Source organism: Veillonella parvula (assembly GCF_018366295.1).
GTDB classification, from domain to species: Bacteria; Bacillota; Negativicutes; order Veillonellales; family Veillonellaceae; genus Veillonella; species Veillonella parvula_P.
In genome coordinates this window covers 542,508-568,050 of the sequence record NZ_JAGZIJ010000001.1, presented here as the reverse complement: position 1 = coordinate 568,050, position 25,543 = coordinate 542,508, and the positions used below count along the sequence as shown (strand labels likewise).

The 25,543-nt window shown below is 43.4% G+C and carries 28 protein-coding genes; all 28 read left to right on the top strand.

Annotated elements, in window-relative coordinates; genetic code table 11:
- Positions 1 to 233: 233 nt before the first annotated feature.
- The 28 genes from KHY58_RS02770 to KHY58_RS02635 all read left to right on the top strand — a co-directional run bounded on the left by KHY58_RS02770 (position 234) and on the right by KHY58_RS02635 (position 25,543).
- Positions 234 to 530, top strand: coding sequence for a VRR-NUC domain-containing protein (locus KHY58_RS02770; RefSeq protein WP_278471847.1), 297 nt, complete (start codon positions 234 to 236; stop codon positions 528 to 530).
- Positions 530 to 1,684: a DNA cytosine methyltransferase gene (locus KHY58_RS02765; RefSeq protein WP_278471845.1), complete on the top strand. Its 1,155-nt coding sequence runs from the start codon at positions 530 to 532 to the stop codon at positions 1,682 to 1,684. The genes KHY58_RS02770 and KHY58_RS02765 overlap by 1 nt, the downstream gene beginning before the upstream one ends.
- Position 1,685: 1 nt before the next feature.
- Positions 1,686 to 3,068, top strand: coding sequence for a DEAD/DEAH box helicase (locus KHY58_RS02760; protein ID WP_278471843.1), 1,383 nt, complete (start codon positions 1,686 to 1,688; stop codon positions 3,066 to 3,068).
- Positions 3,069 to 3,084: 16 nt separating this feature from the next.
- Positions 3,085 to 3,630, top strand: a complete 546-nt coding sequence (locus KHY58_RS02755; RefSeq protein WP_278471842.1) for a DUF3310 domain-containing protein — start codon at positions 3,085 to 3,087, stop codon at positions 3,628 to 3,630.
- Entirely contained in the window at positions 3,602 to 3,856 is a 255-nt protein-coding gene (locus KHY58_RS02750; RefSeq protein WP_278471841.1) for a hypothetical protein, read from the top strand. Before KHY58_RS02755 ends, KHY58_RS02750 begins: the two co-directional genes overlap by 29 nt.
- A gap of 177 nt (positions 3,857 to 4,033) precedes the next feature.
- Positions 4,034 to 4,420, top strand: coding sequence for a DUF1492 domain-containing protein (locus KHY58_RS02745; protein ID WP_278469838.1), 387 nt, complete (start codon positions 4,034 to 4,036; stop codon positions 4,418 to 4,420).
- Positions 4,421 to 4,790: 370 nt separating this feature from the next.
- Positions 4,791 to 5,249 carry a hypothetical protein gene (locus KHY58_RS02740; protein WP_278471840.1) on the top strand — a complete coding sequence of 153 codons (459 nt, stop codon included), beginning with the start codon at positions 4,791 to 4,793 and terminating at the stop codon, positions 5,247 to 5,249.
- Positions 5,250 to 5,394: 145 nt separating this feature from the next.
- On the top strand, positions 5,395 to 6,270 hold the full coding sequence (locus tag KHY58_RS02735) for a terminase gpA endonuclease subunit (RefSeq protein WP_278471839.1): 876 nt from the start codon (positions 5,395 to 5,397) through the stop codon (positions 6,268 to 6,270).
- Positions 6,234 to 7,067, top strand: coding sequence for a terminase gpA endonuclease subunit (locus KHY58_RS02730; protein ID WP_278471838.1), 834 nt, complete (start codon positions 6,234 to 6,236; stop codon positions 7,065 to 7,067). Before KHY58_RS02735 ends, KHY58_RS02730 begins: the two co-directional genes overlap by 37 nt.
- Before the next feature lie 87 nt (positions 7,068 to 7,154).
- On the top strand, positions 7,155 to 7,289 hold the full coding sequence (locus tag KHY58_RS02725) for a hypothetical protein (RefSeq protein WP_278471837.1): 135 nt from the start codon (positions 7,155 to 7,157) through the stop codon (positions 7,287 to 7,289).
- A complete protein-coding gene (locus KHY58_RS02720) occupies positions 7,286 to 8,767 on the top strand; it encodes a phage portal protein (protein WP_278471835.1) in 1,482 nt (493 codons plus the stop codon). Before KHY58_RS02725 ends, KHY58_RS02720 begins: the two co-directional genes overlap by 4 nt.
- Entirely contained in the window at positions 8,767 to 10,656 is a 1,890-nt protein-coding gene (locus KHY58_RS02715; protein WP_278471834.1) for a prohead protease/major capsid protein fusion protein, read from the top strand. The genes KHY58_RS02720 and KHY58_RS02715 overlap by 1 nt, the downstream gene beginning before the upstream one ends.
- A 28-nt stretch (positions 10,657 to 10,684) precedes the next feature.
- Positions 10,685 to 11,023 (top strand): DUF2190 family protein, encoded by a 339-nt coding sequence (locus tag KHY58_RS02710; protein ID WP_278471832.1) that lies wholly within the window; start codon positions 10,685 to 10,687, stop codon positions 11,021 to 11,023.
- Positions 11,024 to 11,074: 51 nt separating this feature from the next.
- The gene (locus tag KHY58_RS02705) at positions 11,075 to 11,380 is read left to right on the top strand and encodes a hypothetical protein (RefSeq protein WP_278471831.1); all 306 of its coding nucleotides are present in this window, start codon (positions 11,075 to 11,077) and stop codon (positions 11,378 to 11,380) included.
- Positions 11,380 to 12,060, top strand: coding sequence for a hypothetical protein (locus KHY58_RS02700; protein WP_278471830.1), 681 nt, complete (start codon positions 11,380 to 11,382; stop codon positions 12,058 to 12,060). The genes KHY58_RS02705 and KHY58_RS02700 overlap by 1 nt, the downstream gene beginning before the upstream one ends.
- Positions 12,061 to 12,064: 4 nt before the next feature.
- Positions 12,065 to 12,538 carry a hypothetical protein gene (locus KHY58_RS02695; RefSeq protein ID WP_278471827.1) on the top strand — a complete coding sequence of 158 codons (474 nt, stop codon included), beginning with the start codon at positions 12,065 to 12,067 and terminating at the stop codon, positions 12,536 to 12,538.
- 14 nt (positions 12,539 to 12,552) lie between these two features.
- Positions 12,553 to 13,515, top strand: coding sequence for a phage tail tube protein (locus KHY58_RS02690; RefSeq protein ID WP_278471822.1), 963 nt, complete (start codon positions 12,553 to 12,555; stop codon positions 13,513 to 13,515).
- Between the two features lie 11 nt (positions 13,516 to 13,526).
- Positions 13,527 to 13,805, top strand: coding sequence for a hypothetical protein (locus KHY58_RS02685; RefSeq protein WP_278469864.1), 279 nt, complete (start codon positions 13,527 to 13,529; stop codon positions 13,803 to 13,805).
- Between the two features lie 318 nt (positions 13,806 to 14,123).
- The gene (locus KHY58_RS02680) at positions 14,124 to 17,318 is read left to right on the top strand and encodes a phage tail tape measure C-terminal domain-containing protein (RefSeq protein WP_278471820.1); all 3,195 of its coding nucleotides are present in this window, start codon (positions 14,124 to 14,126) and stop codon (positions 17,316 to 17,318) included.
- On the top strand, positions 17,290 to 17,655 hold the full coding sequence (locus tag KHY58_RS02675) for a hypothetical protein (protein WP_278471817.1): 366 nt from the start codon (positions 17,290 to 17,292) through the stop codon (positions 17,653 to 17,655). Before KHY58_RS02680 ends, KHY58_RS02675 begins: the two co-directional genes overlap by 29 nt.
- 1 nt (position 17,656) lies before the next feature.
- Positions 17,657 to 18,262: a DUF1833 family protein gene (locus KHY58_RS02670; protein WP_278471815.1), complete on the top strand. Its 606-nt coding sequence runs from the start codon at positions 17,657 to 17,659 to the stop codon at positions 18,260 to 18,262.
- Positions 18,246 to 18,572, top strand: a complete 327-nt coding sequence (locus KHY58_RS02665) for a C40 family peptidase (RefSeq protein ID WP_278471813.1) — start codon at positions 18,246 to 18,248, stop codon at positions 18,570 to 18,572. The genes KHY58_RS02670 and KHY58_RS02665 overlap by 17 nt, the downstream gene beginning before the upstream one ends.
- A 3-nt stretch (positions 18,573 to 18,575) precedes the next feature.
- Positions 18,576 to 22,526: a host specificity factor TipJ family phage tail protein gene (locus KHY58_RS02660; RefSeq protein ID WP_278471810.1), complete on the top strand. Its 3,951-nt coding sequence runs from the start codon at positions 18,576 to 18,578 to the stop codon at positions 22,524 to 22,526.
- 8 nt (positions 22,527 to 22,534) lie between these two features.
- Positions 22,535 to 22,840, top strand: a complete 306-nt coding sequence (locus tag KHY58_RS02655; RefSeq protein ID WP_004697572.1) for a hypothetical protein — start codon at positions 22,535 to 22,537, stop codon at positions 22,838 to 22,840.
- On the top strand, positions 22,827 to 23,825 hold the full coding sequence (locus KHY58_RS02650) for a hypothetical protein (protein WP_278471805.1): 999 nt from the start codon (positions 22,827 to 22,829) through the stop codon (positions 23,823 to 23,825). Before KHY58_RS02655 ends, KHY58_RS02650 begins: the two co-directional genes overlap by 14 nt.
- A 15-nt stretch (positions 23,826 to 23,840) precedes the next feature.
- Positions 23,841 to 24,167: a hypothetical protein gene (locus KHY58_RS02645; protein WP_278469880.1), complete on the top strand. Its 327-nt coding sequence runs from the start codon at positions 23,841 to 23,843 to the stop codon at positions 24,165 to 24,167.
- Between the two features lie 14 nt (positions 24,168 to 24,181).
- The gene (locus KHY58_RS02640; RefSeq protein ID WP_278471802.1) at positions 24,182 to 25,090 is read left to right on the top strand and encodes a lysyl-tRNA synthetase; all 909 of its coding nucleotides are present in this window, start codon (positions 24,182 to 24,184) and stop codon (positions 25,088 to 25,090) included.
- Complete coding sequence (locus KHY58_RS02635; protein ID WP_278471800.1) at positions 25,091 to 25,543, top strand: hypothetical protein; 453 nt, start codon at positions 25,091 to 25,093, stop codon at positions 25,541 to 25,543.

The following is a 25,543-nucleotide window of genomic DNA, read 5'->3' as shown; positions in this document are numbered from 1 at the left end:
TTTTGTTAACATTAGAATGTTAACAAATTCGGAGAATGTTAACGTACCTTGTTAACGCATAAAGTCAGTATTTATCTATATTTATATATGTTTGTTAACAATGTTAACATTATATACTGGTAAATACCAAAACAAAGAGTTTTAAGAAAAAATACGCCCTTTACAGCCTTAATTTGAACCCTCATATATACGTATGTAAACATGTTAACGTTTAAAAATTTCAGAGGTGAGAAATGTTAGAAAAGGATATCGAGAGAAAATTAGTTGCAGGCGTCAAACACGCGGGAGGTAAAGCGTATAAGTTTGTATCCCCTGGTAATATCGGTGTGCCTGATCGTATCGTCATATGGCCGAACGGCGTTATTCATTTCGTAGAATTGAAGACATCCAAAGGTGTACTTTCGAGATTGCAGGGAGTCCAAGCCCGTGAACTTCAAAAGCTAAATCAAAAAGTATTTGTGTTAAAAGGTGCAGATGCGCTGGCTGGTTATCTGGATCAATTCATAGAAGAATTTGGGGTGAAAGCGTAATGCAGTTTATTGATTTCTTCTCCGGGATTGGAGGTTTCCATAGTGGCTTAGAGAAAGCAGGTATGCAATGTGTTGGATGGTGTGAATTTGATAAATTTGCGCAAGCATCGTATAGGGCGATGTATGATACAGCAGATTTATGGTTTGGTGATGATATTCAAAAAGTTAAAGGCCACGAACTACCGAAAGCCGATTTATGGACATTTGGATTTCCTTGCCAAGATGTAAGCGTTGCAGGAAAACAAAAGGGTATAAAAAAGGGAACGCGAAGCGGATTGTTTTATGAAGTTATGAGGTTGCTAGATGAATGTGAAGAAAATAGACCCCAGTGGCTTGTGTGTGAAAACGTTAAGAATTTGTTGTCAATCGATAACGGAAGAGGATTCCTTAATGTTATCAGTGAAATGGCCGAAAGAGGGTACAGTTGTGAGTGGAAAGTGTATAATTCCAAAGACTACGGAGTCCCTCAAAATCGAGAACGCGTGTATATTGTTGGATATTCTGGAAGAATGTGTTCCAGAAAGTTATTACCTAACCCCAGAGAAAACGCAAAAACTCTTAAACAAATCGTTGGTGGTTCACAAGGAATGAGGGTATACGATCCAGAAGGAACAAGTTGTACTTTGTCAGCACAAGGTGGTGGAATGGGTGCAAAAACTGGATTGTACACTATTACGGAAAGTGGTATTCATAATCTAGGGAATGTTACTGCCTATAAAAATGATTACACAGTACACGCAAGCGGTGTAGCACGCACGTTAATGGCAAGCGATTATAAACACGTTCCAAAAGTAGCTATTAAAAATGCAACAAAACAAGGGTATTCAATGGCAGCAGTCGGCGACGGCACAGATATTGCATATCCAGAAAGCGAAACACGAAGAGGTCGAGTGCAGCCACAACGATTTAATACATTAACAACAAGTGATAATCTGGGTGTTCTTGTAAATGGTGAACCTATCAGAATTAGAAAATTAACTCCTAAAGAATGCTGGCGTCTACAAGGTTTTACAGATGAACAGTTTGAGAAAGCAGCCGCAGTAAATAGCAATAGTCAGCTTTATAAACAGGCTGGTAACGCGGTTACGGTAAATGTGGTTGAAGAAATTGGAAAACATATTCTATGTTTCCATACTTTATACGGAGGTATGTGATATGCAGTTTATTCCGCATGCGTATCAGCGATATTGTATCGACAAGACCGTTAATCAAAATAAAATAGGGCTATTCCTGGATATGGGTTTAGGAAAAACGATTATCACATTATCCGCTATATACGAATTGAAGTACTCCCGATTCGCCATTCGTAAAGTGCTAATCATAGCGCCTAAGAAAGTGGCGGAGGCTACATGGCAACGTGAAGCACGAAAATGGGACGGCGTAGGTATATTAAGGATATCTACGGTATTAGGTAGTCTGACAAAGCGCATTAAGGCGTTAAACACACCTGCAGATATCTACATTATTAATCGCGAGAATGTAACGTGGCTAGTTGATTACTACAAGAATGCATGGCCATTTGACATGGTAGTTGTGGATGAATCTAGTTCTTTTAAGAATCACACAGCTAAGCGTTTTAAGTCATTAGTCTATATGCATAACCACATCAAGCGCATGGTGCTGTTAACAGGTACGCCAGCCCCTAACGGATTAATCGACCTATGGGCACAAGTGTATTTATTAGACAGAGGTGAGTCGTTAGGAAAAACGTACACAGGATTTAGGGATTACTATTTCGAGCCCGATCAGAGGTCACGCGAAATGGTGTACTCCTATAAACCTAAATCCGATTCAAATGACAGTATCATGGCGGCAATATCTGGGTTATGTATATCCATGAAAGCCAGTGACTATTTGGAGCTACCTCCAGTAATCAACGATATTAAATATGTGCAGTTAGATTCAAAAGCTAAAAAGGCATACGAAGATATGGAGCGCACATCTGTATTAGAGTTGATTGAAGCCGGCGAAGATATCACAGCTTTGAGTGCAGCAGCATTATCCACAAAGCTACAACAGTTAGCGAATGGTGCTGTATATGATGGCGACAGAAACGTTCACGAGATACACGGCTGTAAGATTGAGGCTTTTATGGAACTTGTAGAACAGTTAAACGGAAAGCCTGCATTAGTGTTTTACAACTTTAAACATGACTGTGAACGGTTAAAAGCAGCATTAGCTAAGACTAAATTACGAGTCTGTGAGTTAAAGGGTGCCGATGATGAGATAGCGTGGAATGCTGGAGAGATTGATATTCTATTAGCACATCCGGCTAGTACGGCATACGGGCTTAACTTACAGGACGGCGGTAACCACGTAATATGGTTCGGGTTAAACTGGAGTCTTGAATTATATCAACAAGCTAATAAGCGGTTACATCGCCAAGGTCAAATGGAGAAGGTAATTATCCATCATCTAATATGTGAGGGAACTCGTGATGAGGATATGATGGATGCACTAGCCCAAAAAGACCGAGCACAGGAATATGTGCTACAAAGCCTAAAAGCAAGAATTGATAAATACAGAAAGGATGATTAATATGGATCATTTTATAATGGCGGGATTATTCGGAGCTATTGTAATAATAGTGTGTTACACGACTATTCAAGTTATAGATATTGTTGATAAACGAAAATACAAGACTGTGTACGGGTTAACCCCAGGTAGATTGTATGAGCAACCAAATAATCCCCCGCCGCCACCTACTAGGCTATCAGCTAGTGAAGAGCTAAGTCGTTACATAGCGAATGAAGAATTGAGACGTTTCGGAGAAGCAACGAATCGATTTGGTATAAATATGGGAAGAAATATACTAGATAGACCTCATAGACCTTCCAGACCTCCTGAACCTCCTAGACGCATAGATAAGCAATGTGATGATATCAACCATCCTAGTCATTATACACAAGGCGATATCGAGGTTATCGATTATATCGAAGACAAGAAACTAGGATATCGATTAGGTAATGTTGTGAAGTATGTATCCAGAGCTGGGCATAAGGATGATGCTATTAAGGATTTGAAAAAAGCCCGTTGGTATTTAAATCGGGAAATTGCAAAGAGGGAAGAGCATGACAAAAGTCGAGCGTCTACTAATTAACAAAGGGCACTATCTAGATGACACGTATCAACTTGTCATGGATATAGTTAAGGTTGTAGATAATCTCAAAGATAATGTTGCCGAGAGATTAGATGATGACCTGAGTGATGATGCATACGCCATGTGTGAGGAGATGTTCACTGCTGTCGAGCAATGCAAAGCAGACATGGTAGAAGCCATTGAGGATATTGTCGAACGTATGGAGGTAAAGGATGCAAAAGCGTAGGAGTAGGGCAGATGTGATTGTAGGTGCCATACAGTCAGATTTAAGTCTTGCCATCATACAAGCCCGTAATAGGCAACTGAGATCACCTATGCTAGATGATAGAATTCGTGAAAGCGGATACATTGACGGATTACTACGAGCACAGATGATTGTCAGTAAATATGGAGATTATCGAGTATGATGGCTAAGGAAGAACTACAAGCTGTCCGCCATACTGAGCAGCGAATGCGTGCGTTAGAGATTCAGCTAGGTGCGATTAACCGAGATTTACATTCAGAAGCTATACAGATATGTGAATCGGGAGATGCTATGCCACGAATTAGTAAGCACTTACAAGAATGTAGGGAGGAACTGAACAGAGAATGGGATGAATTGATTGATTCTCGAAACAAGGTCAAGCAAGTCATCAACCAAATAACTGACGGACAATACAGGGATGTACTGAATCTCAGATACATTAATGCATTGCCATGGGAGCAGATAGCTGTTGAGCTAGGGTATTCGTGGCGACAAGTTCACAGACTTCACAAGAAAGCAATAGCTGAATTTGAAAAGATGGCATAGAATGGCACACTCTTAATTTAATATAATGTAAATGTAGTAGATAGCAGGCAGTGTCTGGCCCGCACAATATGTCTGCCTGCTGCACTGCCCCGGGGTAGACCTTACTTAGTTGAGGTCTACCCTTTTTCTTATTGAGTATCAATGATAACTCCTAATTGAGAAAATGAAAATTTGGAAAAGGTACTCCGCGGGAGAAAAATGGCCGCTGGTCGCCCCGGCGCGATGGTCCTCTCTCTGTGAGAAAAATTTTCCTGTTGAATGTAGAAAGACGATTTAAGAAAGGAGTACACCTATGGCGGACACAAAACCAAGAGTGAAATTTGATGCTGCAGGCAATCTGCTCGTATCAAGCACTCAACTATGTGACCTCTTGCGGGTCACTCCGGAAATTATTTCTCGACATCATAAAGCAGGGATGCCTAAAGCCTCTGTAGGTTGGTGGAATCTCCGGGAAGTCCTCGTGTATTTAGGACAGGCTAAAGGCGATAACGCTAAAAGCAAATCCGCATCAACTCGTAAGCTAGAAGCCGAAGCTGATTATAAGGAAGCAAAGGCTGCGCGTGAAAAGAAAATGCTAGATGTGCTAAATGGCGAATATGTCCCTCGTGCTGATGTGGCGCAGGCATGGGCTAACCGAATATTGGAATTAAAAACATCGTTTACCAAATTAGGTAAGCGTATCGGAAGTGAATTCACGGATCCTGAGGAACGTGCTTGTGTAGAAAAGGTGGTGAATGGCCTTGTCGAAGAATACCTTGAAAGCTACGCACGCGAAGGCGAGTACACGCCGAAAGTCAAAGCCGCGGGAAAAGCAAAGACCAAAGGTTGACTGGTTCCCCGAGGAACTGGAAGCATTCAAGCCACCTGAAAGATACACCGTTTCGGAATGGGCAGATAAGTACAGGGTACTGACTAATATATCTGCTGAACCTGGACGATGGCGTACAGCGCGGACACCTTATCTCAAGGAACTTATGGACAAATTTACGGACCCTCTTATTGAAAGCATCTCGTTATGTTTCGGGGCGCAGATAGGTAAGACGGAAGCCGAACTCAATATGATCGGATATGCGTTACATCAAACTGCATCACCAGTCATGATGGTTTATCCAACGGATACTATCGCGAAATTCGCTAGTGATAAACGTGTGCAACCGATGATTAGGAGCGTAGAGCCGCTTGCGAATATATATGACGAAGGCAGTAAGCTGCTGGAGTTAGACTTCGTTAATGGGAACTACATGGTGCTTGTTGGGGCGAACTCACCAAGCAGCTTATCAAGTCGGTCAATTAAGTACTTATTCTTTGATGAAATTGATAAGTATCCAGCTTTCTCCGGTAAGGAAGCGAATCCGATTAAGTTGGCTGAGGAACGTACCAAGACATTCGTTGATAAGAAGATTGTAAGGGTGTCAACTCCTACGATTGAAAGTGGCAATATTTGGCAGTCATATATGGACGCAAATGAACGTAAGCAGTATTACGTGCCATGTCCGCATTGCGGGGTGTCGCAGACCCTCAAATTCAAACAGATAAAATGGCCGGAGGAACACCATGGCAATGCGGATATGATACGTGATACCGCATATTATGAGTGCGAACATTGTAAGCACCGTATTGATGATAAACACAAGATGGATATGCTCCGGCAAGGCGAATGGCGGACTGTGAATGAATCGCAAGTCCGAGTCGTCCGGTCGGTAGCCTATCATCTGTCATCCCTTTATTCTCCATGGGTCACATTCGGGGATGTAGCGTATGAGTTTGTTAAATCAAAGGATAAGCCAAGCGAGTTGATGAACTTTATCAACTCGTGGCTAGCGGAGCCTTGGAAATCTGCTCGTGGCTAGCGGAGCCTTGGAAATCTGCGAAAACTAAAAGCACACAAAATCTCGTGTTTACACAATCAGAAGTTCCTCGCGGTGTTGTGCCACAGCATGCACCACTACTTATCGCATCTGTCGATGTGCAGCAAGATCATTTCTGGTGGGAGGTTAGAGCCTACGCTCATGGTGTATCAAGTTACTTAGTCGATTATGGTCAAGCAAGTAGTTGGGCAGACTTAACCGAGATACTCATCGATAGAGAATATCCATCAGAGTATGGTGAGGCCCGTAAGATTGTGAGGGCCGGTATCGATAGTGGCTACCGAACAGATGAAGTATATCAGTACTGTGCGCAGTACCCAGAAGTATGCGTGCCAGTTAAAGGTGATTCATCACACAGTCCTCTAGCTCCGCCATATAAGATGAGTAGCATCGAGAAGGGCGTCATCGGAGGCATGAAGCTGTACGTAGTGAATACCGATTACTGGAAGGACTTTATATTTGCACGTATGGTACGTCCGGCTAATGAGCCTGGCACAATCCATTTATTTAAGGATTGCCCAGAGGAATATTCGGAGCACCTCCGGTCGGAGGAAAAGCAAGAAATCCGAAATGTAAAGACCGGAGCAGTTACAGTGCAATGGAAACCATTAACCAGTCATCCAACAAATCACTTGTTGGATACGTGTGTATACAACGCCATGGTGGCGGACTCGGTAGGTGTTAAATACTTACCCGAATATAATCTGGATACCGATGAGGAGGACGAAGATACGGATGATGAAGACTTTAATGCAGATAGCCGAGGTTGGTTTAGTTAAGAAGGAGGTGAGACCATGAGCGCAAGAGAAGACTTGGAGCGTATTCGAACGATAATCGAGGAAATCGAGACGAATGGATACGCCGAGATGTCTGTAGGTGGTAAGCGATTTAAGACGCATGACCTGCCGACATTATACGCCCGTGAGCGTGAGTTAATGGCTCGCGTTGATGATGAGGAATGTAATAGCACGACATCCTACGTGTCATGGGAGCGACGATGAGCATACTCGATAAGGTAATAGCATATTTCAATCCAGAACGAGCTGCCCGTAGAGCATATTTCCGTAGTTCGCTTGAACGTGGATATGATGCGGCGTCAACAGACCGATTAAGCGGCGACTGGATGCCTGTATTTGGCACAGCTGAACAGGTGGCATCTGGTCAACGTGATTTGATTCGAGGTCGTGCACGTGCAGCAGAACTTAATAGTGATCTTGCTGAGAGTGTCGTTTTGGCGTTATTACGGAATGTAGTAGGTACCGGAATAAAGCCACAGTGCAAAATTAAGACCCGCGCAGGAAAGCTGAATGAAAGACTCAATAAGAAAATTGAGGAAGCTTGGGCGGACTGGGTGGATAAGGAAAACGCGGATATCCGAGGAATATCTACGTTCTACGAGTTGCAAGAAATGGCTCTGCGCCGAATGGTATATGACGGGGAAATCCTAGTTAATATGACCTCCGAAGGCGCAGATATACCACTATCATTACAGCTTATCGAGGGCGAGAATATCGGAGCCGTATCGGTAAGCGAGAATGGCAACAGTATTGTTAATGGCGTGGAAGTTAATAAATACGGAAGACCAATAGCATATCACGTATTCCAAACAGATCCATTAGGAATACGGTCGTTTAACGAGGCAAGGCTGCCAAGTAATAGGGCTTTTCTATTACATAAGCCTCGCAGACCTAGTGAACTGCGCGGGGTTAGTATGCTAGCCCTCGTATTAAAGCGTATTCATGACGTAGATGAATACATGGATGCTGACCTTATAGCGGCTCGTGTAGCTGCATGTTTCGGCGCGTTCGTAACAAGTAATACTGGGGGTAACCCGATGGTTGCGAATAAGCTTGATAGTAAAGGCAAGAAAGTTCGTTCAATGGCGCCAGGGATTATCCAACATCTACGTGCAGGTGAATCAATTTCATTTGCGGAACCTAAACGAAACGCAGGAACCGCATCAGAATATTCGGCGACCCAAACAAGACGCATAGCGTCAGGCATGGGTCTAAGCGCGGACATAGTGACGCGCAATATTAGTGGTAACTTCTCCGCAGCTCGACAGAATATGCTGGAGGACCAGCAATCATTCAAGCAGATGCAGCGTTTTATAATTGAGCATTTTTGCATGCCTGTATGGCGGGCTTTCATTGAAGCATGCTACCTAAAGGGAATTATCCCGGCCAATGACTATGCAGCAAACCCAAAACTTTATAAGAAAGTAGCGTGGTTAGCTCCAGGCTGGTCTTGGATTGACCCTGTTAAGGAAGTTAATGCTAACAAGGAAGCTATTAAGGCAGGACTCACAACGCTCGAGGACGTATGCAGTGCATCTGGTAAAGACTGGGAAGAAGTACTTGAACAGCGGAAGCTGGAACAAGACCGCATTAAGGAATTGGGTGTCGCCCTTGATATGAATGGGGACATAACGAATCTAGCGGATGATACCACCACTGATATGAAAGGAGATGATAGCTAGTGGGAAAATTTGCAAAGAAGCAGCTCTTAGGTAAATATGCCCGAGAGGCGCAAATTACAAATATCGAAGCGAACGATGATCGTACCGTCGAATTGTCCTTTTCCTCTGAAGAGCCATATGAAAGATGGTTCGGAACAGAGATATTGTGTCATGACGACGGATGCATTAACCTAGACCGATTTAATAACGGTTTAGGCACAGTGTTATTTAATCATGATCGTGATGCCGTAGTCGGACACATCGAGAATGTGTGGATTGAAGACAATCGTGGCAAAGCGATTGTTCGATTTGATGAAGACGATGAATCCGAAAAGATTTATCAAAAGGTGTTAAAAGGCACGCTACAGGGCGTGAGTGTCGGATATTCCATAAGTCGATACGAGGAATTAATCGATTCCGATTCTAAAAGCTCCAATGGTCGGTTTACTGGCCCAGCGTATGTAATCACAGACTGGGAGCCGTTGGAAATTAGTATTGTGTCCGTCCCTGCGGATCCAAGTGTAGGGGTAGGCAGAAGTGTAGATGATAATGAGGAGGAACCTATGAAAGGTGATGCAAAAGCAAAAGACACTGAGCAAAACGTGCCACAAGTAGTACCGGAAGTACCAGAGTCCGGAGTTAAAGGTTTTAATGCAGATGATGTTAAAAAGTTGATTGCGGCAGAACGTGAACGTGTATCCACAATCACAAGTCTATGTCGTGATTTCGAAGTTGATGGTGTAGATGAATTCATCAAATCCGGCAAATCTGTATCTGAAGTTCGTGAGGTAGTAATGGATGCATTGCGTGAACGCAATAAACCAGTATCCGTTAAAGTTGGTGAAGCAGATTCTGATAAGTTCCGCATGGCTATGCAGGATGCTTTGATGATGTCTGTGGGTATCCCAGTCGCAAATCCTGCACCAGGTGCAGATGAACTCCGTTCTATGTCCTTGATGGAATTAGCACGTGAGTCTATAGTTCGTGAAGGTCTAACTGTTAATTACTCCGATCGATTGGAATTAGCTCGTGAAGCTATCAACTCCACATCCTCTTTCCCAATCGCGTTGTCTAATGTAGCAAATAAAGCCTTGATGCAAGGTTATGAAACAGCACCATCTACATTTGCAACTTGGGCGGGGAAAGGTAGTAATCGTGACTTCAAACCAGCAAAACGTTTTTTACTTTCCGAAGCAGCTGAATTGAAACTTGTCCCTGAGGGCGGACAATTCAAGGATTCCCAAATGAGCGAAGCAGGTACGAATGTTAGCGTATTGACATTCGGACGTACGTTCAGCTTAACACGACAAGCTATTATTAATGACGATTTGGGTGTATTTAACGATATTTCTTCTAAATTCGGTCGTGCAGCAAAAAATAAAATCAATAACATGGTATATGACCTTTTAAGCGGCAATACTGTGTTAGAAGACGGAAAGGCCTTGTTTAGTGCAGACCGTAAGAACTTGGCAACTACAGGCTCTGAGTTAAGTGTTGTATCTTTAGCTGCAGGTGTAGCGGCTATGCGTCGTCAGAAACACATTGGTGAAAATCGCAATTTGAATATCTCACCTACATATTTGATTGTTCCACCTGAGCTCGAAGCATTAGCATATCAAGTAGTTAAATCTGTGGTAGACCCTGCTCGTAGCAATGATACAGTCAACCCATTCAGTGGTCGATTCACTATCGTTGTAGATGCAGCATTAACGGATCCGCATGCTTGGTATTTGGCATCCCGCCCTACAGATGTTCAAACTATCGAAGTGACGTATTTAAACGGTGTTGAAACACCTCGTTTAGAAACGCAAACAGGCTTCAAGGTTGACGGCATCGAGTACAAAGTAGCAATCGATTGCAACGCAACAGCAATCGACTTCCGCGGCTTGTACAAGAACCCTGGTAAATAATTAGTAATTGATTAGGAGGTAAATAGATATGGCTAAATTCATTCAAGAACTAGACCGCGTCGATTTTAAGAATACAACATCCGAAATGATTGAAGTAGGGGACATTGTGCCTATTGGTAAAATGCACGGTGTGGCAATTACAAATATCGGCCCTAATACAATCGGTGCAGTTAAGGTAACTGGCTGTTTTGAAGTAACGGCATTAACATCTGATTCTTTTGCAGTAGGTGATACCGTGTATTTCGACAAAGATCAAAAGCGAGCATCTAAGACGGACACTAATCCAGTATTAGGCGTGGCTCTTACAGAAAAACGCCCAGGTACCACAGTGTTGGAAGTCGCTCTTGTGCCTAATGTAGAAAAGTAAAGTAATGTAAGGCGGGCATATGCCCGCCTACTCCATAGGAGGTAATGCACTATGAAATTAGGATACAAGCCTAATGCACTGCTTTCTGTATTCGGTGAACGAATTACCTATAAAGGCCAAGATATCAAAGCTAGCGTGGAGATTGGCGAATATGACGGCAAGGGGTCTGGGTTCGTCGACAAAGCACTAGCCGATAAAGCTCAAATTTGGGTGCGTGCTAAGGATGTTCCTAATCCGCGTTCAAAAGACGAGGTGTATATCAATGGCGAGAAATGGTACGTTGATCACATTTCCAACTTTGACGGTACGATGTATTGTTTGGAAGTTGTCCATAACGTGAGGGCGGTGAGACCGTAATGAGTAATGAACCGATTACAATTACAGACACAGCCACGCCTTATCTGAATTTCATTGCAGAAACTAAACCGGACTGGATGCGTAAAGCATTAAAGTCGACAGGTTGGATGATGCAAAAGGAAATTAAGCAGGGCATTCGGTCGGGTGCACCTGGTGGACGTAAATATCCTAACTTCATGGCGCCAGCTCGTCGAGCCGCATTTGAGTCAGCATTCGGTGCGAAACTTAGAAAAGCTTATCAAAGCGGAGGACGTGCAGAACGAGAAGCCTGGGGCTCGAAATCGCGAAATGCCTTACTTGATATGGGCATTAGCGCCAGGACAATCGGATATAGTCCACTTGGTAAGTTGTCGAATGCAGTCGGATATCAATATGACAAGGGCAAACAATCCGTCCGAGTTGGGTGGTTATCCAATTCGGCAAAACGATTGGGTGAACGAATCGAAGAAGGGTACACTAAGCAAATTACAGAGCCTATGCGTAAGAAGTTATTTGCTGCCGGTGTACCATTACCAAAAGGAAAATCGATGTTCAAAATTCAGCCACGTCATACTTATGGCCCTATGAAAGCTGCATTACAGCCTAAGCTTAAACCTTATATTGAGGATAAGATAGGTGACTACGCTATACATGGACCAGCGGCACAATCCGCTTCTCGACGTAATTACAGGGTAAGGTGATTTGATGCAACAAACAATTCCACTGTCGCGCATCGTTGAACGCTGGGCTGAGGCTCTAGCGAACGATGAGGCGTTGACTAAATTTTGCAATGACAAATACGGAAAGCCAGCGCAACTGTATGTCGGCTACGACGATGTCGATGCACCGCTTGAAGAAGATTGCCCGTGCATCATATTACTACCGAGTAATAAGAACGAAGGGCTTGCGGATACCTACACATACTCGTTAATGATTGTATGGGGTATCGTCCATAAAGGTGCAACTCGCGTTAAGAATATTATTCGATACGACGGAGCACTAGAGTCGGATAACCTAGGGCAGCTAATAATTGAATGCATTTGTAAGGTGAATCCAGCGTTTCCGGTAATCGGCATTGATTATGAATTAGACTCAATGAATTGGCGCCCAGTATTCACTGGACGTTTAACAGCTACTATAGAAATCCCGCATGTAATCGGTGGGAATATTGAATATTAAAGGAGGAAATGCATATGGCAACAGCAAAACGTGCGCAGGGCTCTCAGTCCCATGTGGCGATTGCGTTTGAGTCGGACTTTGGTACAACGCCAACCACTGGCGGTGTTATCACTCCGATTATTTCTAGCTCCGTAAAAGCTAGCCAAAATTTAAATGACTCCACAGTAATCCGTGGTGATCGTAATCCCGCAGCTCCATTCCGTGGCAACATTGACACGTCCGGTAGTTTGGTCGTGCCTGTTGGTGTAGTCGACATCGGCTACTGGCTAAAAGCTGCATTTGGTCAACCGACTTCTAATACAACGGGCCAAGCGCCAAATAAGAAGTCTGAGCATGTGTTTAAAATCGGAAACACAATGCCGTCGTTAACTATTGAACAGGGCTATCCTGATGTTAACGTATTCCAACAATTCGCAGGTGCGCGAGTTAGTAAATTAGGCTTTAAATTTGGCGGTGATGCCGAATTAACTGCATCCGTTGACGTGATGGGCTGTAAGGAAACATTAGCGGCCACTACATTTGATGCTGCAGCTAAGGCTGTAAATTTCTTACCATTCCAAAATCTTAATGCAACTATCAAAGAGGGTGGCGTTACTGTGGCCAATATTCTAAGTTGCGATATCAATTTTGATTTTGGCTTGGATGGCGATTCTTACGCTATCGGCGGTAAAGGATTTAGAACATACATCGACCCAGGTATTGTGTCAATTTCTGGGACGATTAAAGCGTTCTTCCAAAACAAAGACCTTTTAAACAAAGCGGTTAACGGTACGGAATCCAGTTTGGAATTACGACTTGAACAAGACGACTGGTCGCTTACATTCAAGTTGCCTGAACTTGTATATGAACGACAATCTCCAGGCATCGATGGTCCGCGTGGCGTCAATATTGAATTACCATTTAAGGCGTACTATCGCGCAGATGCTGGCAAATCCGCATCCATCATTACTTTAGTTAATAATCAAGAACAATACTAGGAGGTGCCAATATGGCATTTGAAGATATCAAAGTAAGAGGCTTAACATTCGCTGAACGTGGCGAATTAATTAAATCCGGGTTAGACCCATTGTATACTCCAGTTCCGGAGGAAGCACCGGACACAGAGCGCTTATTGCGTTCTCGTGACCTTGCACAATGGATTATGCAGCGCATCTACGGCTTGACCGAAGATGAAATCAACGCAGCACCTGACAATGATCTTATGGAAATTGCGCTTGATACCATGCGGTTTACTCACGAAAAAAAGGCTGAAATTGAAAAAAACTAATTGATGCGTGGAGTTGGCTCAACTCCGACAAACCAAAATACTGCTCTGATTGTATCAAGATGCAACGCGAGACTAAGCAGCATTTTGACTGTACGGAGTGTGAGTTTAATTCCCCGCATCAATTAGATGGAACTAGACAAGCTATGCGAGTATACAACGCTAGCCGGATGCAGCGACGTTGGCATTCAGGCGGTATTGCTGGATTTGATATGCCGGCGGTGTTAGAAGTGGCGAGGGCTTACGGCATCGAGCCACTACCGCACCTTATCGATTTGCTTGTAATATTGGAAGCTAAAGAGTTGGAGGTGGCGCACAAGAATGGCCAATAATTTAATTGATATTGTCGTTCAGCTGACAGATAAAAATACGGAAGCCGGACTCAAGAAAATTACTGCAAGTGCCGAAGGCGCCAAATCCGCTCTTGGCAAAATGAAGAATGACCTCATGGCGATAGGTGCCGGTGTTGGTGTTGTAGGCATCGGTGCCAAACTCGCAAAGGAAGCTATTCAGTGGGATGTAGCCGTTAAGAAGTTATCCGGTATCACAGGGGCAACAGCAAAAGAAACCAGTGAGCTATTAGCAGTAGCCAATTACATGGGTATTGCTATGGAGGATAGTGCTGGGGCATTCGCTAAGTTTTCAAAGAATGTTGGGGCGGCCAAAGAGAAAATGGAAGTCGCTCGGGCAGAGGGAAAACTCGGTACTGATATATTTAGTAAATTAGGCTACACGCTTGAACAGATTCAAGGTAAGAATACCGTTGAAGTGTTTAAGATGATACAGGAACGTCTAAGGGGCATGAAAGATGGCGCTGAAAAGACTCGTGTCGAAATGGAACTCTTTGGACGTACCGGGTATCAAATGCACGCCATGCTTAACATGTCCGCTGAGCAGATGGACAAAGTGGCTGAACGTGCCAAAGCAATGGGGCTTATCATTGACGACGAGACTGCAGCTAAATCTGCAAAGCTAAATCGGGAATTAAAAGATTTAGAAAATACAGGGAAAAGGCTTGCAGTATCTATCGGCCATGAGTTAGTTCCTGTGTTTAATGACTACGCAAAAGGCGTATTAGATGTAGCTAAAGAATTTGAGTCAATGACTGCCGAGCAGAAAGAAGCTATCGGCGGAATTGTTAAATTCGGTGCAGAAGCCGGCGCAGTAATTATAGTTATGAGATCACTGACTAGCGCACTCGGATTTATGCGATTGGCCACACTTGCCGCTGCAGGTCCTTGGGTAACATTAGCTACAGTAATTGGGCTTGCTGGGAAAGCATTACTCGATTTTCGTTACGATGAAAAAACATCTGGCTCTTATATGGGTGTAGATATTGATGGGAAGCGTATTCACAAGAATACGAACTCAACAACAGGCCTGTCTGACAAGTTTAGGGAATCACATGATACTCGATATTGGATTGAGGATAGTGCGTGGCTTGGACTTGTAAAGAATGACCGCTTAGCTACAAAAGAAGAGGGCGCTAGAATCGATGCGGCTTTAAAGCAAAAAGAAGAAGCTGATGCTGCAAAAGCGAAACTCGATGAGGAACTCGCAAAAGCAAAAGAGGACCTTGCTAACGGTGGAGGCCTAACCAATACCGAGGCTATTAATAAGGCGAATGAGGAAGCAGCAAAAGCAGCCAAAGCCCAAGAACAGGCTGCGAAGAAAGCACAGCAAGCAGCCGAGAAGTTAGCAAGCGCCGTAGAGCGTATGTCTGAGTTGTATCGGTCTCTTACTTTGCAGAGCTTACAAATTGACGGCAGTCAATACGAAATCGATAAGTTAACTGCTAAGAACCAGTATGAGTCAAACGAAAAAAATATTCGTGATATTATCCGTTCCGTTTCAAGCTTGAATAGCGGTGCTACAGGACAAGCTGCGGGTGTACTAGAAGCAGCTAATGAGCAACTCGGTAAGGCGTACAAGTTAGGAGCAGATGGTACCTGGGCTACGGATTGCGGCAAGTTATTTTCTGATGCAGTTAAGCAGTCACTCGGGGCGGACGTACCTCGTCGAGTCGATAAGCTATGGCAAGCGGCTGCTGCTGTAGGGGCTTGGCACCCAGAAGGTGACGGATACATTCCTAAAGCCGGCGATGGTGTGGTTGTACTTGGTGATGAACACATTGTTATTAGTGACGGGAACGGAGGCTATACTGGTGCTAATACAAATGGAGTGGTCGCTAAGCCATCTGTTACCGCAGATTTCGGTGCTATCACTGGATATATTGACACAGCTAAGTATGCAGGTGCTGCATCAAGCGCCACTGCTGATTCTGTCGGCAGTGCAGAAAATGCTAAGAAACTAGCTGAGTCTGACCTAACTGCTTCCGTTCGTGCTAAGAATGAAGAGTTGTACCAAAAGCGATTAGCTGAAGCACAACGAAATCAGACTATCCGCGTTCGCAAGATGAACGAGGATATTAAGAAACTCGATCTTGAACGCACCGGCGACCGATTGCAATTACTCAAAGCGGAAGCTGAAGCACAAAAGGCGCAGATTGACGATAACGTTCGTGAGTATACAAAAGCCGTAGGCGATAAGGAACTCGCTGAAAAGAAAGCTCAAGCAGAGCGACTAAAAGTGGCGTCTGATACTGAGCAGAAAATCAGAGAGTTGGCGTACACGCAAACGAGTGAAACCGTTGACCACTTAACCAATATGGTTGCGCTTGGTCGATTGTCTCGTAGTGATGCGGACGCACTACTTGCTGAAGAGTTAAAGACCTATATTGACTATGCACGGAGTGAAGTGAATGAGGCCCAGTTAACGGCTACTCAAAGGCTGCAGATTGAAAAGAACCTGTTAGAGTCCCAGCAGAAGCTATGGGAACTTGCCGGTCGCAGTCTGAAAACGAGCCTACAAGAAGCCGCTCGCCAGTATAAGCAAGAGACTACCAATTATGCAGATTTAGCTAAATCGACTTTTGATAGTACGATGAGTTCTATCAACTCGGCGTGGACAAATAATCTCGAGGCTATGGCAACAGGAACGAAATCATTTAGTAAAGGCATTAAGGACATATTCAAGGATATGACAAACGCCATTATTAAGATGATGATTCAGTTAACGTTCCAACAATATGTTATGCCTAAGTTACAAGGATTATTTGGCGGCGCCGTTAGTGGTATTGGTTCCCTAGGTGCTGCAAAAGGGACATCGTCCTTTGCAAGTGGCGGTTCGTTTAGTTCGGCATTCACCGGAAATCGATTTGCCGCCGGAGGAAAAACGAATCCAGGGCTTATGTTGGTTGGTGAAAACGGACCAGAACTATTACAGTCCTCTGGATCCCATCGTATTTACACAGCAAGCGAAACTCGTAGATTGGTAGGTGGCGCTACAAGCAACAATGTAGTTGTTAATATCATCAATCAGTCTGGCCAAGAACTCGAAAGCAAACAACAGAACTCTCGGTTCGATGGCGAAAATTATGTTATTGATGTAGTAGTTCGCGCTATGGAATCAAACAAAGGAGGTATGCGTGACGCCATCAAGGCATCCGCAGTATAACTATATGGCAGTATTTCCAGATATTCGATGGCCAATATATCCAATTCAGGAGACTACTCCAGATATTTCGTATAAAGGTCAAGTTGAAAACATGACGCTAATCACTAGGAAAAAGACGACAAAGACCCGACGGACATATTCTGTAGGGTACAAGTTGCCAACAACTGAGTACTATAAGCTTCGGGCATTCTTCGATGAAGTCAACTGTTCGGGTGTATTCGACTGGGTACATCCAGAAACACGGGAAACACTAAAAGTGCGATTTGCTGATCAGTTAGACTTTGCGGCGAATGACTACGGAGTGTGGATGGGAACCGTGAAATTACAGGAGGTATAATATGTTACCGCTCTCAACGGCATCGATTTTAGAGAAAAACCAAATATCAGCCACAGGTGTATGGTTAATGCTGTTAGAAATATCCTATAAAGGGGATACGATTCGATTGGTATACAATACGGAGAATATCCAATTTCAAGGTAGTACCTATATCGCATTTCCATTTACCATTCAAGATGTCACCGAGAACGCAACGGATTTGCCTAATATTAAGTTATCTGTATCTAACGTTACTCGGACAATCCAGCGTATGGCAGAGTCTAATAATGGATTCACTGGAGCCAATGTCATCATTCGTGTAGTGAATACGAACATAGCTGATGTGTGCGAGCAAGAGGAGCATTTCGTAATTACAGGAACTCATGCAAATGCTGAATGGATGGAGTTTACACTGGGTACTGACTTTAGCTTTACTCGACGATTCCCATTAATCCGTGTGATGAAGGATTTTTGTCCGTTCAAATTTAAAGGGGTTCAATGTGGATATAAGGGTCACGAAAATCAATGCAATAAAACCCTAGCGCGATGTCGTGAATTGGGGAACAGTACTCGATTTGGAGGAGAACCTACTATTCCGCAAGGAGGACTATATGCATCCAATAAGTGACTTGACTGATATGATAGGAATCCCATTCTCAGAAATGAAATGCTGGGATGTAGTTGTTGAGGTATATCGGCGTAGTGGAATATCACTACCCGAATATACCCAAATCCAAATGGATGAATGGCGCGAGGTTCGTGAGCCAATGCCAGGGAGCGTTTTGGTATTTGCTCTATATGGTAAAAATCTCGATCATGTAGGGGTTTATCTTGGTGAAGGTAAATTTATACACGCTACTGAACACAGTGGCACCTGTATAGAGCATATATCAAAATACGTGCCTCGATTGAAGCACATTTATGAAAGGAAGGAGTAGCAGATGGTTAACGTAGTTATTGTAAATAATCCGTTCAAGCCAGAGCAACGGGATACAAAATATTTGCCATTTAAAAAGGGCAAGCCTATCAGCTATTACTTCAGCGCACCTGGGGAATGGGCGTATTCAGTAAATGGGCATGAGGCGGCGCCGGATACAGTTGTGAACGATGAAGACTACATTGTAGTAATGCCTCGAGTTGAGGGCAAATTCTTTGGTGTTCTTCTATCAATAGGGATGGCCGTATTTACCGGTGGTATTGCTTCGGGTGCTATCTTTGGTATCCAAAGCTTGATTTGGCGGTCAGTCATCGCTATGGCGGTAGGGATGATAGGTAATGCTATCATTTCAAAGTTAACTGCTCCTAAGGTTGACCGTTCGAATTCCGAACAGTCAAATACATATGGCTGGGGAGGTACCGAAACTGTTACTGGACAGGGCTACCCTTTAGCCGTGACGTATGGCCGGATGAAAAGCGCTGGGTTATTATTATCCCGCCATGTAATTAGTGATGGTGAAAAGCAATATCTTAACCTTTTATATTGTGCAGGTGAGGGCGAATTATCAAAAATAGAAGATATTCGTATAAACGCTAACCCAATCAGTAATTATAAGGATGTGCAGGTGGATATCAGAAAAGGCACAAATGAACAAACAGTTATCCCAAATTTCAATGATAACTTTGCGGATCAATCCCTAAACTATGAATTGACTGAATCATGGAATACACAACAGGTACAAGGCGATGCGTGTGACGCGATAGAGTTAACCGTTGGATTCCCAAACGGATTATATTATTCAAATGATAGCGGCGGCGCTGACCGTACGTCTGTCACTTTGAAAGCAGAAATTCGTAAGGTAGGCGATGAGTCCTGGCAGGCATTACCTTTAGCAAATCAAAAAGGTATGGCTGGTCATATTAAGCGCCGCGATGCGTGGAACTTTATCAAGTCGGATAATAGCGTGACGAATACATCCGATTATGCAGGACGAATTGAAGAGGCGACAAATAATGCGTTTTATCGTGTATTTCGCTTTGACAATCTCGAAAAGGCGCGTTATGAAATCCGCATGCGCTGCAGTGCGAAAGATGGGAAAAGCCTGCGCCATGTCAATAAGGTCTACTGGGTGCAGCTAACCCAAATTATTTATGACGATTTCGTGCATCCGGGAAAAGCCCTCATTGGAATTAAGGCCTTGGCTACATCCCAGTTAAGCGGCACCGATCCAAAAGTGACATGGATTCAAGAGCGCTCAGAGGTATATGCATTCAATCCGTACATCAATAAGTATGAAGCACAACCAGCTGATAACCCGGCTTGGGCTGCTTATGATTTAATCCACATCTGTCGTAAGATTGGCGGTGAATATATTGTATTTGGACAGCCCCATATGCGCCTTGACTATAACGCATTTAAGGCATGGGCAGATAAGTGCAAAACAAATGGGTTTACATTCAACTATATATACGACACCGCTATGCGATTATGGGATGCGTTAAAGTATCCAGAGGCAGTAGGTCGAGGGAAAGTAATTCCTGTAGGAACCAGGTTCACATGTGTTAGTGATTATCAATCTACACCGGTACAGTTGTTTACTGTAGCCAATATAAAGCACGGCAGTTTTACTGAAGAGTTTCAAGGTGTGGAGGCTAGGGCTAACTCTGTTGAAATATCGTTCCTTAATAAGGATAAGGATTATGAGCGAGACGTCATTCCAGTATATGGGGATACTTACGACGAGTCGGATACGCTAACAAATCCGGCACAAGTTGAACTCATGGGGTGTACTAGTCTTGAGCAGGCATATAAACACGGTAAGCATTTCTTGCGATGCAATAAATATGAAATACGTACTGTGACAATAGAGGCGTTTACGGATGCCATAGCATGCACGGTAGGGGACATAATATTAATCCAGCATGACATACCTGAATGGGGCGAGGGCGGTCGTGTGGTTGCGGTAAGTGGCCAGACGATTACACTTGACAAGGAAGTGTCGGTACAACCAGGGAAGAATTATCAGTTACTAATTCGTAGCAACTCTACGGATATCGTCTCTACGTTTAACGTAGTAAATGTATCAGGTCTCAATGTGATTGTTAAAGAGGCTATACCGGTGCAGCCTGATGCGGTATATGCATTCGGAGAGGTCTCTAAATCGGCTAAGCCATTTCGTGTGTTGGCTATTACAAAGACACTATCAGAAATGACCCGTAAGATCCAATGCATGGAATATTATCCAGAACTCTATGTATCAGATGATGGCACGGTGCCAAGTATTGATTATACGAATCATGGTGCATCTGATATTCAATCAGTAGGGTTAGTGAGCGATGTCTATGGTACTAATGGCATCATGTATTCACGTATAGGTGTAACGTGGCAGTTACCTCGCGATGGAAAAGTCTCAAACGTAGTCGTGAATTACCGAAACGTAAAAAGCGATACGTGGACATATATCGGAAACGACCCAGCGTCCACAAATACTACCACAATATCCGATGTGCTGCTAGGCGCGAACTATGAAGTACGCGTGCAGGCAATTAATGAGTTAGGACAGTTAACTACTGGCGTAACAAAATCTATAGCCATACCTAAGATGCAAGCACCTGAGGATGTGCAAAATTTGCACGTACTCAGTCGATATAATCAGACTGCCGATAAAAGTGTTTACTATGACTTACAAGTGCTATTTGACCCGCCTAGTAATCCTGCCAATTTCGATGTGGCGGAGATTTGGTATCTCTTAAAGTCGAAGAGCGGAAAGCCTGTAGCGGGGCAAGAATGGCAGTATGCTGGCAGTAGTAATAGTCAGGTTATTATCAAATCATTAGGCCCTGGTGAGGAATATCGAATCAAAGCAATTTCGGTTGATCGATTTGGCAACAGGGCAGAAACAGCTCAAATGGTTGATGTGATAGTCAAACCAATGGATGCGGTACCCGATATGCCTAGTAATTTCGGTATTACTTTCAGCAGAAATGCCACCGCATCATGGGATGAGGTACTGAATGCTGACGTCGACTATTACGAATTACGTACCGATAATAATCCTGGTAAAGATACGAATACTTTATTGGCAAGAGTTAAAGGTACATCTGCTGTACTTACCTTATCTAAACGAGCGGATACTGTTTATTTATATGCTCGCAGCACGTTGGGCAAATACTCGACTGCAGCAACATACGAGTATAACGTTCCGCAGTTGGCCGCGCCTGAGCTTGTAGTAAAAAGCCAGTTAGGGGGATTTAATCTTTATTTCTCAACTAAGCCAGCACAAGCATACGCAATCAGATGCCACGTGATCGGAGATGAACGTACTGATGATTTTGAAACTACTAGCACCATGCTGACGTATTCGAACTCAGCCGGAATATATCGGATACGTTGCTCGTTTGTGGATGTGTTCGGAGATGGACTCGTTAACGAGAAGCAAGTCGTGATTAAGACACAAATTGATGCTAGCTTGCTAGACCTTGAGTCTCTCGGGCTGAATAAAGTTGATGAACGAATTAAGGAACTTGATAAGAAATTCAATAAGAATTCTGAAGAGACCACTAGAAGAATTACGAATTTGGCGTCACATACGGAATCTCGCATTACTGAGTTAGCTGGTAGCATCGATTTACAAGTTAAAAAAAGTATTGGCGAGATTGATGGTGGCGAGTTGGTATCTCGCATTAACCTCAGTCAGTCCGGAGTATACATTGCGGGGAAATTGATTCACATCACTGGAGCGACTAAGTTCGATGATAACGTCATTGTTAATAAGATGATTCAGGCTAACGCAGTCACCGCCGATAAATTACATGTTGAAAATTTAGCGGCGGTGTCCAGTACAATTGGGTTACTTCGTTCGAGAGAGACCGGTGCTCGTGTTGAGATTCAAGATAATATTATTACAGGTTTTGATGATGACAATAACCCTCGGATTAAACTTGGGTGCTGGTAGGAGGTATTATGGAACCGCATGTATTAGCTTATGATGCTAACGGCAATATCATACTAAATCTCAAGGAAAGGCTTACACGTATCGAGGGACGGATGTATGTATCTGACATCCCTAATCGACGTCAACAAATTACTGTGAATGGATTGCAGCCTGGGCAACATGTCTGGGCTGCAGCCATGGGACAGTACTTGGTGGCAGAGGTTAGGGGCAATATCATAACATATTACTTTGCCGTGTCCCAGGATGAATATAATATTAATCGTCAATTTAAGGATCTTACGTATGAAGGGTGGCTGGCGTATGGAATTTATTAACATCCAAAATAAAGAAGGCGTCACGATTATAAACGATACCTATGACAATCTAGTATATCTTAGTTTTCCTAAACAAAAAGAGGCAGTTCTCTACACCGGGACAATGAGGGGGATAACGCCAACGGTTCAAATCCCGCTCAAGCCTGTAACTTACGCACCTATGTTGGTGCCTACGAGTAAATTCCAATACGGATATATTGCAGGGGAAGCTAATGTAATCCAGGTCTTTTATATTACTAATCGCATATATCATGGCGATGCACCTCTTATCGCAGTATCGGTTCCGCAAGGATATGAATTCGCAGCTCAGTGGGTCCATAAACGTCGTGAGCAATTAATGGTACTGATAGTGGATGTAATTAAGCCAGGCGAAAAGGTAACGCAAGCAATGGTTGATGAAGTAAAAGCTGGCATCAAGTTCTACTGCTTCGGTTATTTCGAGGATGTTACGGCTAATGCAGACACGCCTCGTATTCGATTTGTTGATAAGGTAGGAAGTAGTAAGCCTAATACAGCATTGCAAGTTCTTGGTCGTCACAAATATTATAAAGCGTCTTGGGCAACAGATTACAATCTGCAGAACGATGTGATATATGATAGCCGCATCAGGTACCTACGCATAATCGATCACTATGCGCATGATTGGTATAACCAGTTATCAAACTACGTTCCGGATACTTTTACAAACATGGCCCGTGATCCAAAGACTTATGGCGTCAAGGTTGCGATTATACCCATGTCTGTAATCGATGTATCCGTTTGGGGGCCCAATATCAATAACGGAGATAAAAAGTCACACACGGGGCGAGTGTGGCAAACGTTCAGATTTCACGATGAGAGTACCGTATCGCTGAAATCGTATCAGTTCATTGATTGGAATACAGTCACCACGTATCCTGTAGGTTGCTCGGGTAAGACTACATCTCAGTATTTGGTAGTCGATGTGACCGGGTACGACAAACAAGGTATGATTCCATTCAATTAAGGGAGATGATAAGTAATGAATGTAAAGGATATAGACCTCAATATTGGCGAGGATTTCGGGATAGTTTACGCAGTCCAAGATGACAATGTGGATTTGACTGGATTCAAGTCGGTATTCGCCATACGAAAGCGAGCAAGTGGTCCGCTTGTTATTAAAGTGCAAGGGGTAGCATCTGGGAAGATTGCGACATTCAATATTTCCGGAAAGGATACCCTAGAAATCAAGTCCTTTGGTGAGCATGTGTATGATGCTTTTGCATATAAGGAATCGGAGCCTAGCCGATATTACAAGCTGGGCATGGGGGTAGTCAACATAATTCAGGATGTGGCCATGCATGATTAGAGGAGGAATGTATTATGCAAAACGAAGCGTTACCAGTAAGATTTGAAGGTCCGATTAAAGTAGAGGCGGAAGTAAAAGCAACCATGGTAGGCAATAACGGGAAAAGTGCTTATGAAATTGCTTTAGCACATGGATTCGTAGGAACCGAGGCGGAGTGGTTGGAATCCTTAAAAGTGAAGATGCCTAACTTATCAGGCGTTGTTTCAGCACTTCAAGGTAAGAATATCCTTATTAATAGTGGTACCCTTGAAGCGATATTATCTGCTATTGTCCATGCATTGGCTGAGCAACCTTATGCACCACTTACTTTTAACGAGCCAAGAAAAGGGGATACGGAAGTTCGAGTATCTGGACAAGATGGCTTTAAAGTTCGAGTGCGCGGTGAGGAAGAAGCTGTTGAAATCCAATCTGGGAGTGCAACTATTAAAATTCAGCCTTATGGCGCAGATGATATTTATGTTGAATATCTTAACTTAATTGAGCACGTCGTTGATACTGTTAAAATCAAAGGTCTTTTTGAATTCAATCCGGAAACGGCCACAGAGATCTTGCCTAAGCAGTTCTATGGCCGTAGCGATTTGGAAGGTGAACTCACTTGTCCGAATGTTGTTAAAGTTGGTGCATTAGCATTCGTTGGAACCAAGCACAATATTATCAATTTACCTAAGGCCACTGATATTGATAGGGATGCTTTCGCTAACAGTTCTCTTGCCGTAATCAATACCCCCGCATTTGTATGGGCAGATGATAACCTTGATTTAAAATCTTATGACCTCATTAGGGTTAATAAAATGACTGTTAGTGAGGAATCTCATCCGCCACGAAATGTTATGATGCAAAAAATTTCATTAGAGGTCTACAATCCGGACCATACTAAAAAATGGAATCTTTATAACGAGAAATGGGAGAAAGCGGAGGCCTAAATGGACGAAATTAGATTATTGCTAATGGACTTCGGAATTCCGGCCTACTTTGCAGATATTGGATTTTGGGTGACCCTCTTGGGGGTCATCTGGGCCGCCCTTAGGGGTTCGTTTCGTGCTATGGTGTGGTTCTTAGAACATACCTCGCTAGTCGCAGTTAAGCAAGAGTTAGATGACCATTTGGCTCGACGCATGGATAAGCAGCGTAAGGACTATGATGATAAGTTATCTGATGCTATCAACAGTATCGCGGATTTGACAAAAAGTAATCAGGAAATACTAAAGCAATTGGTCAAGTTGGAAGAACGAGATGCAGCGAAATTTCACCGGCTCAATAACCTTGAAACCACAGTTCAGAGCCTGAGTACTGAACTGATGCATGTCCAAGTTCTAAATAATATGCCGATAGGAAGAAGTATCACACTTAACACGGACGATATAGGAGGTGACTGA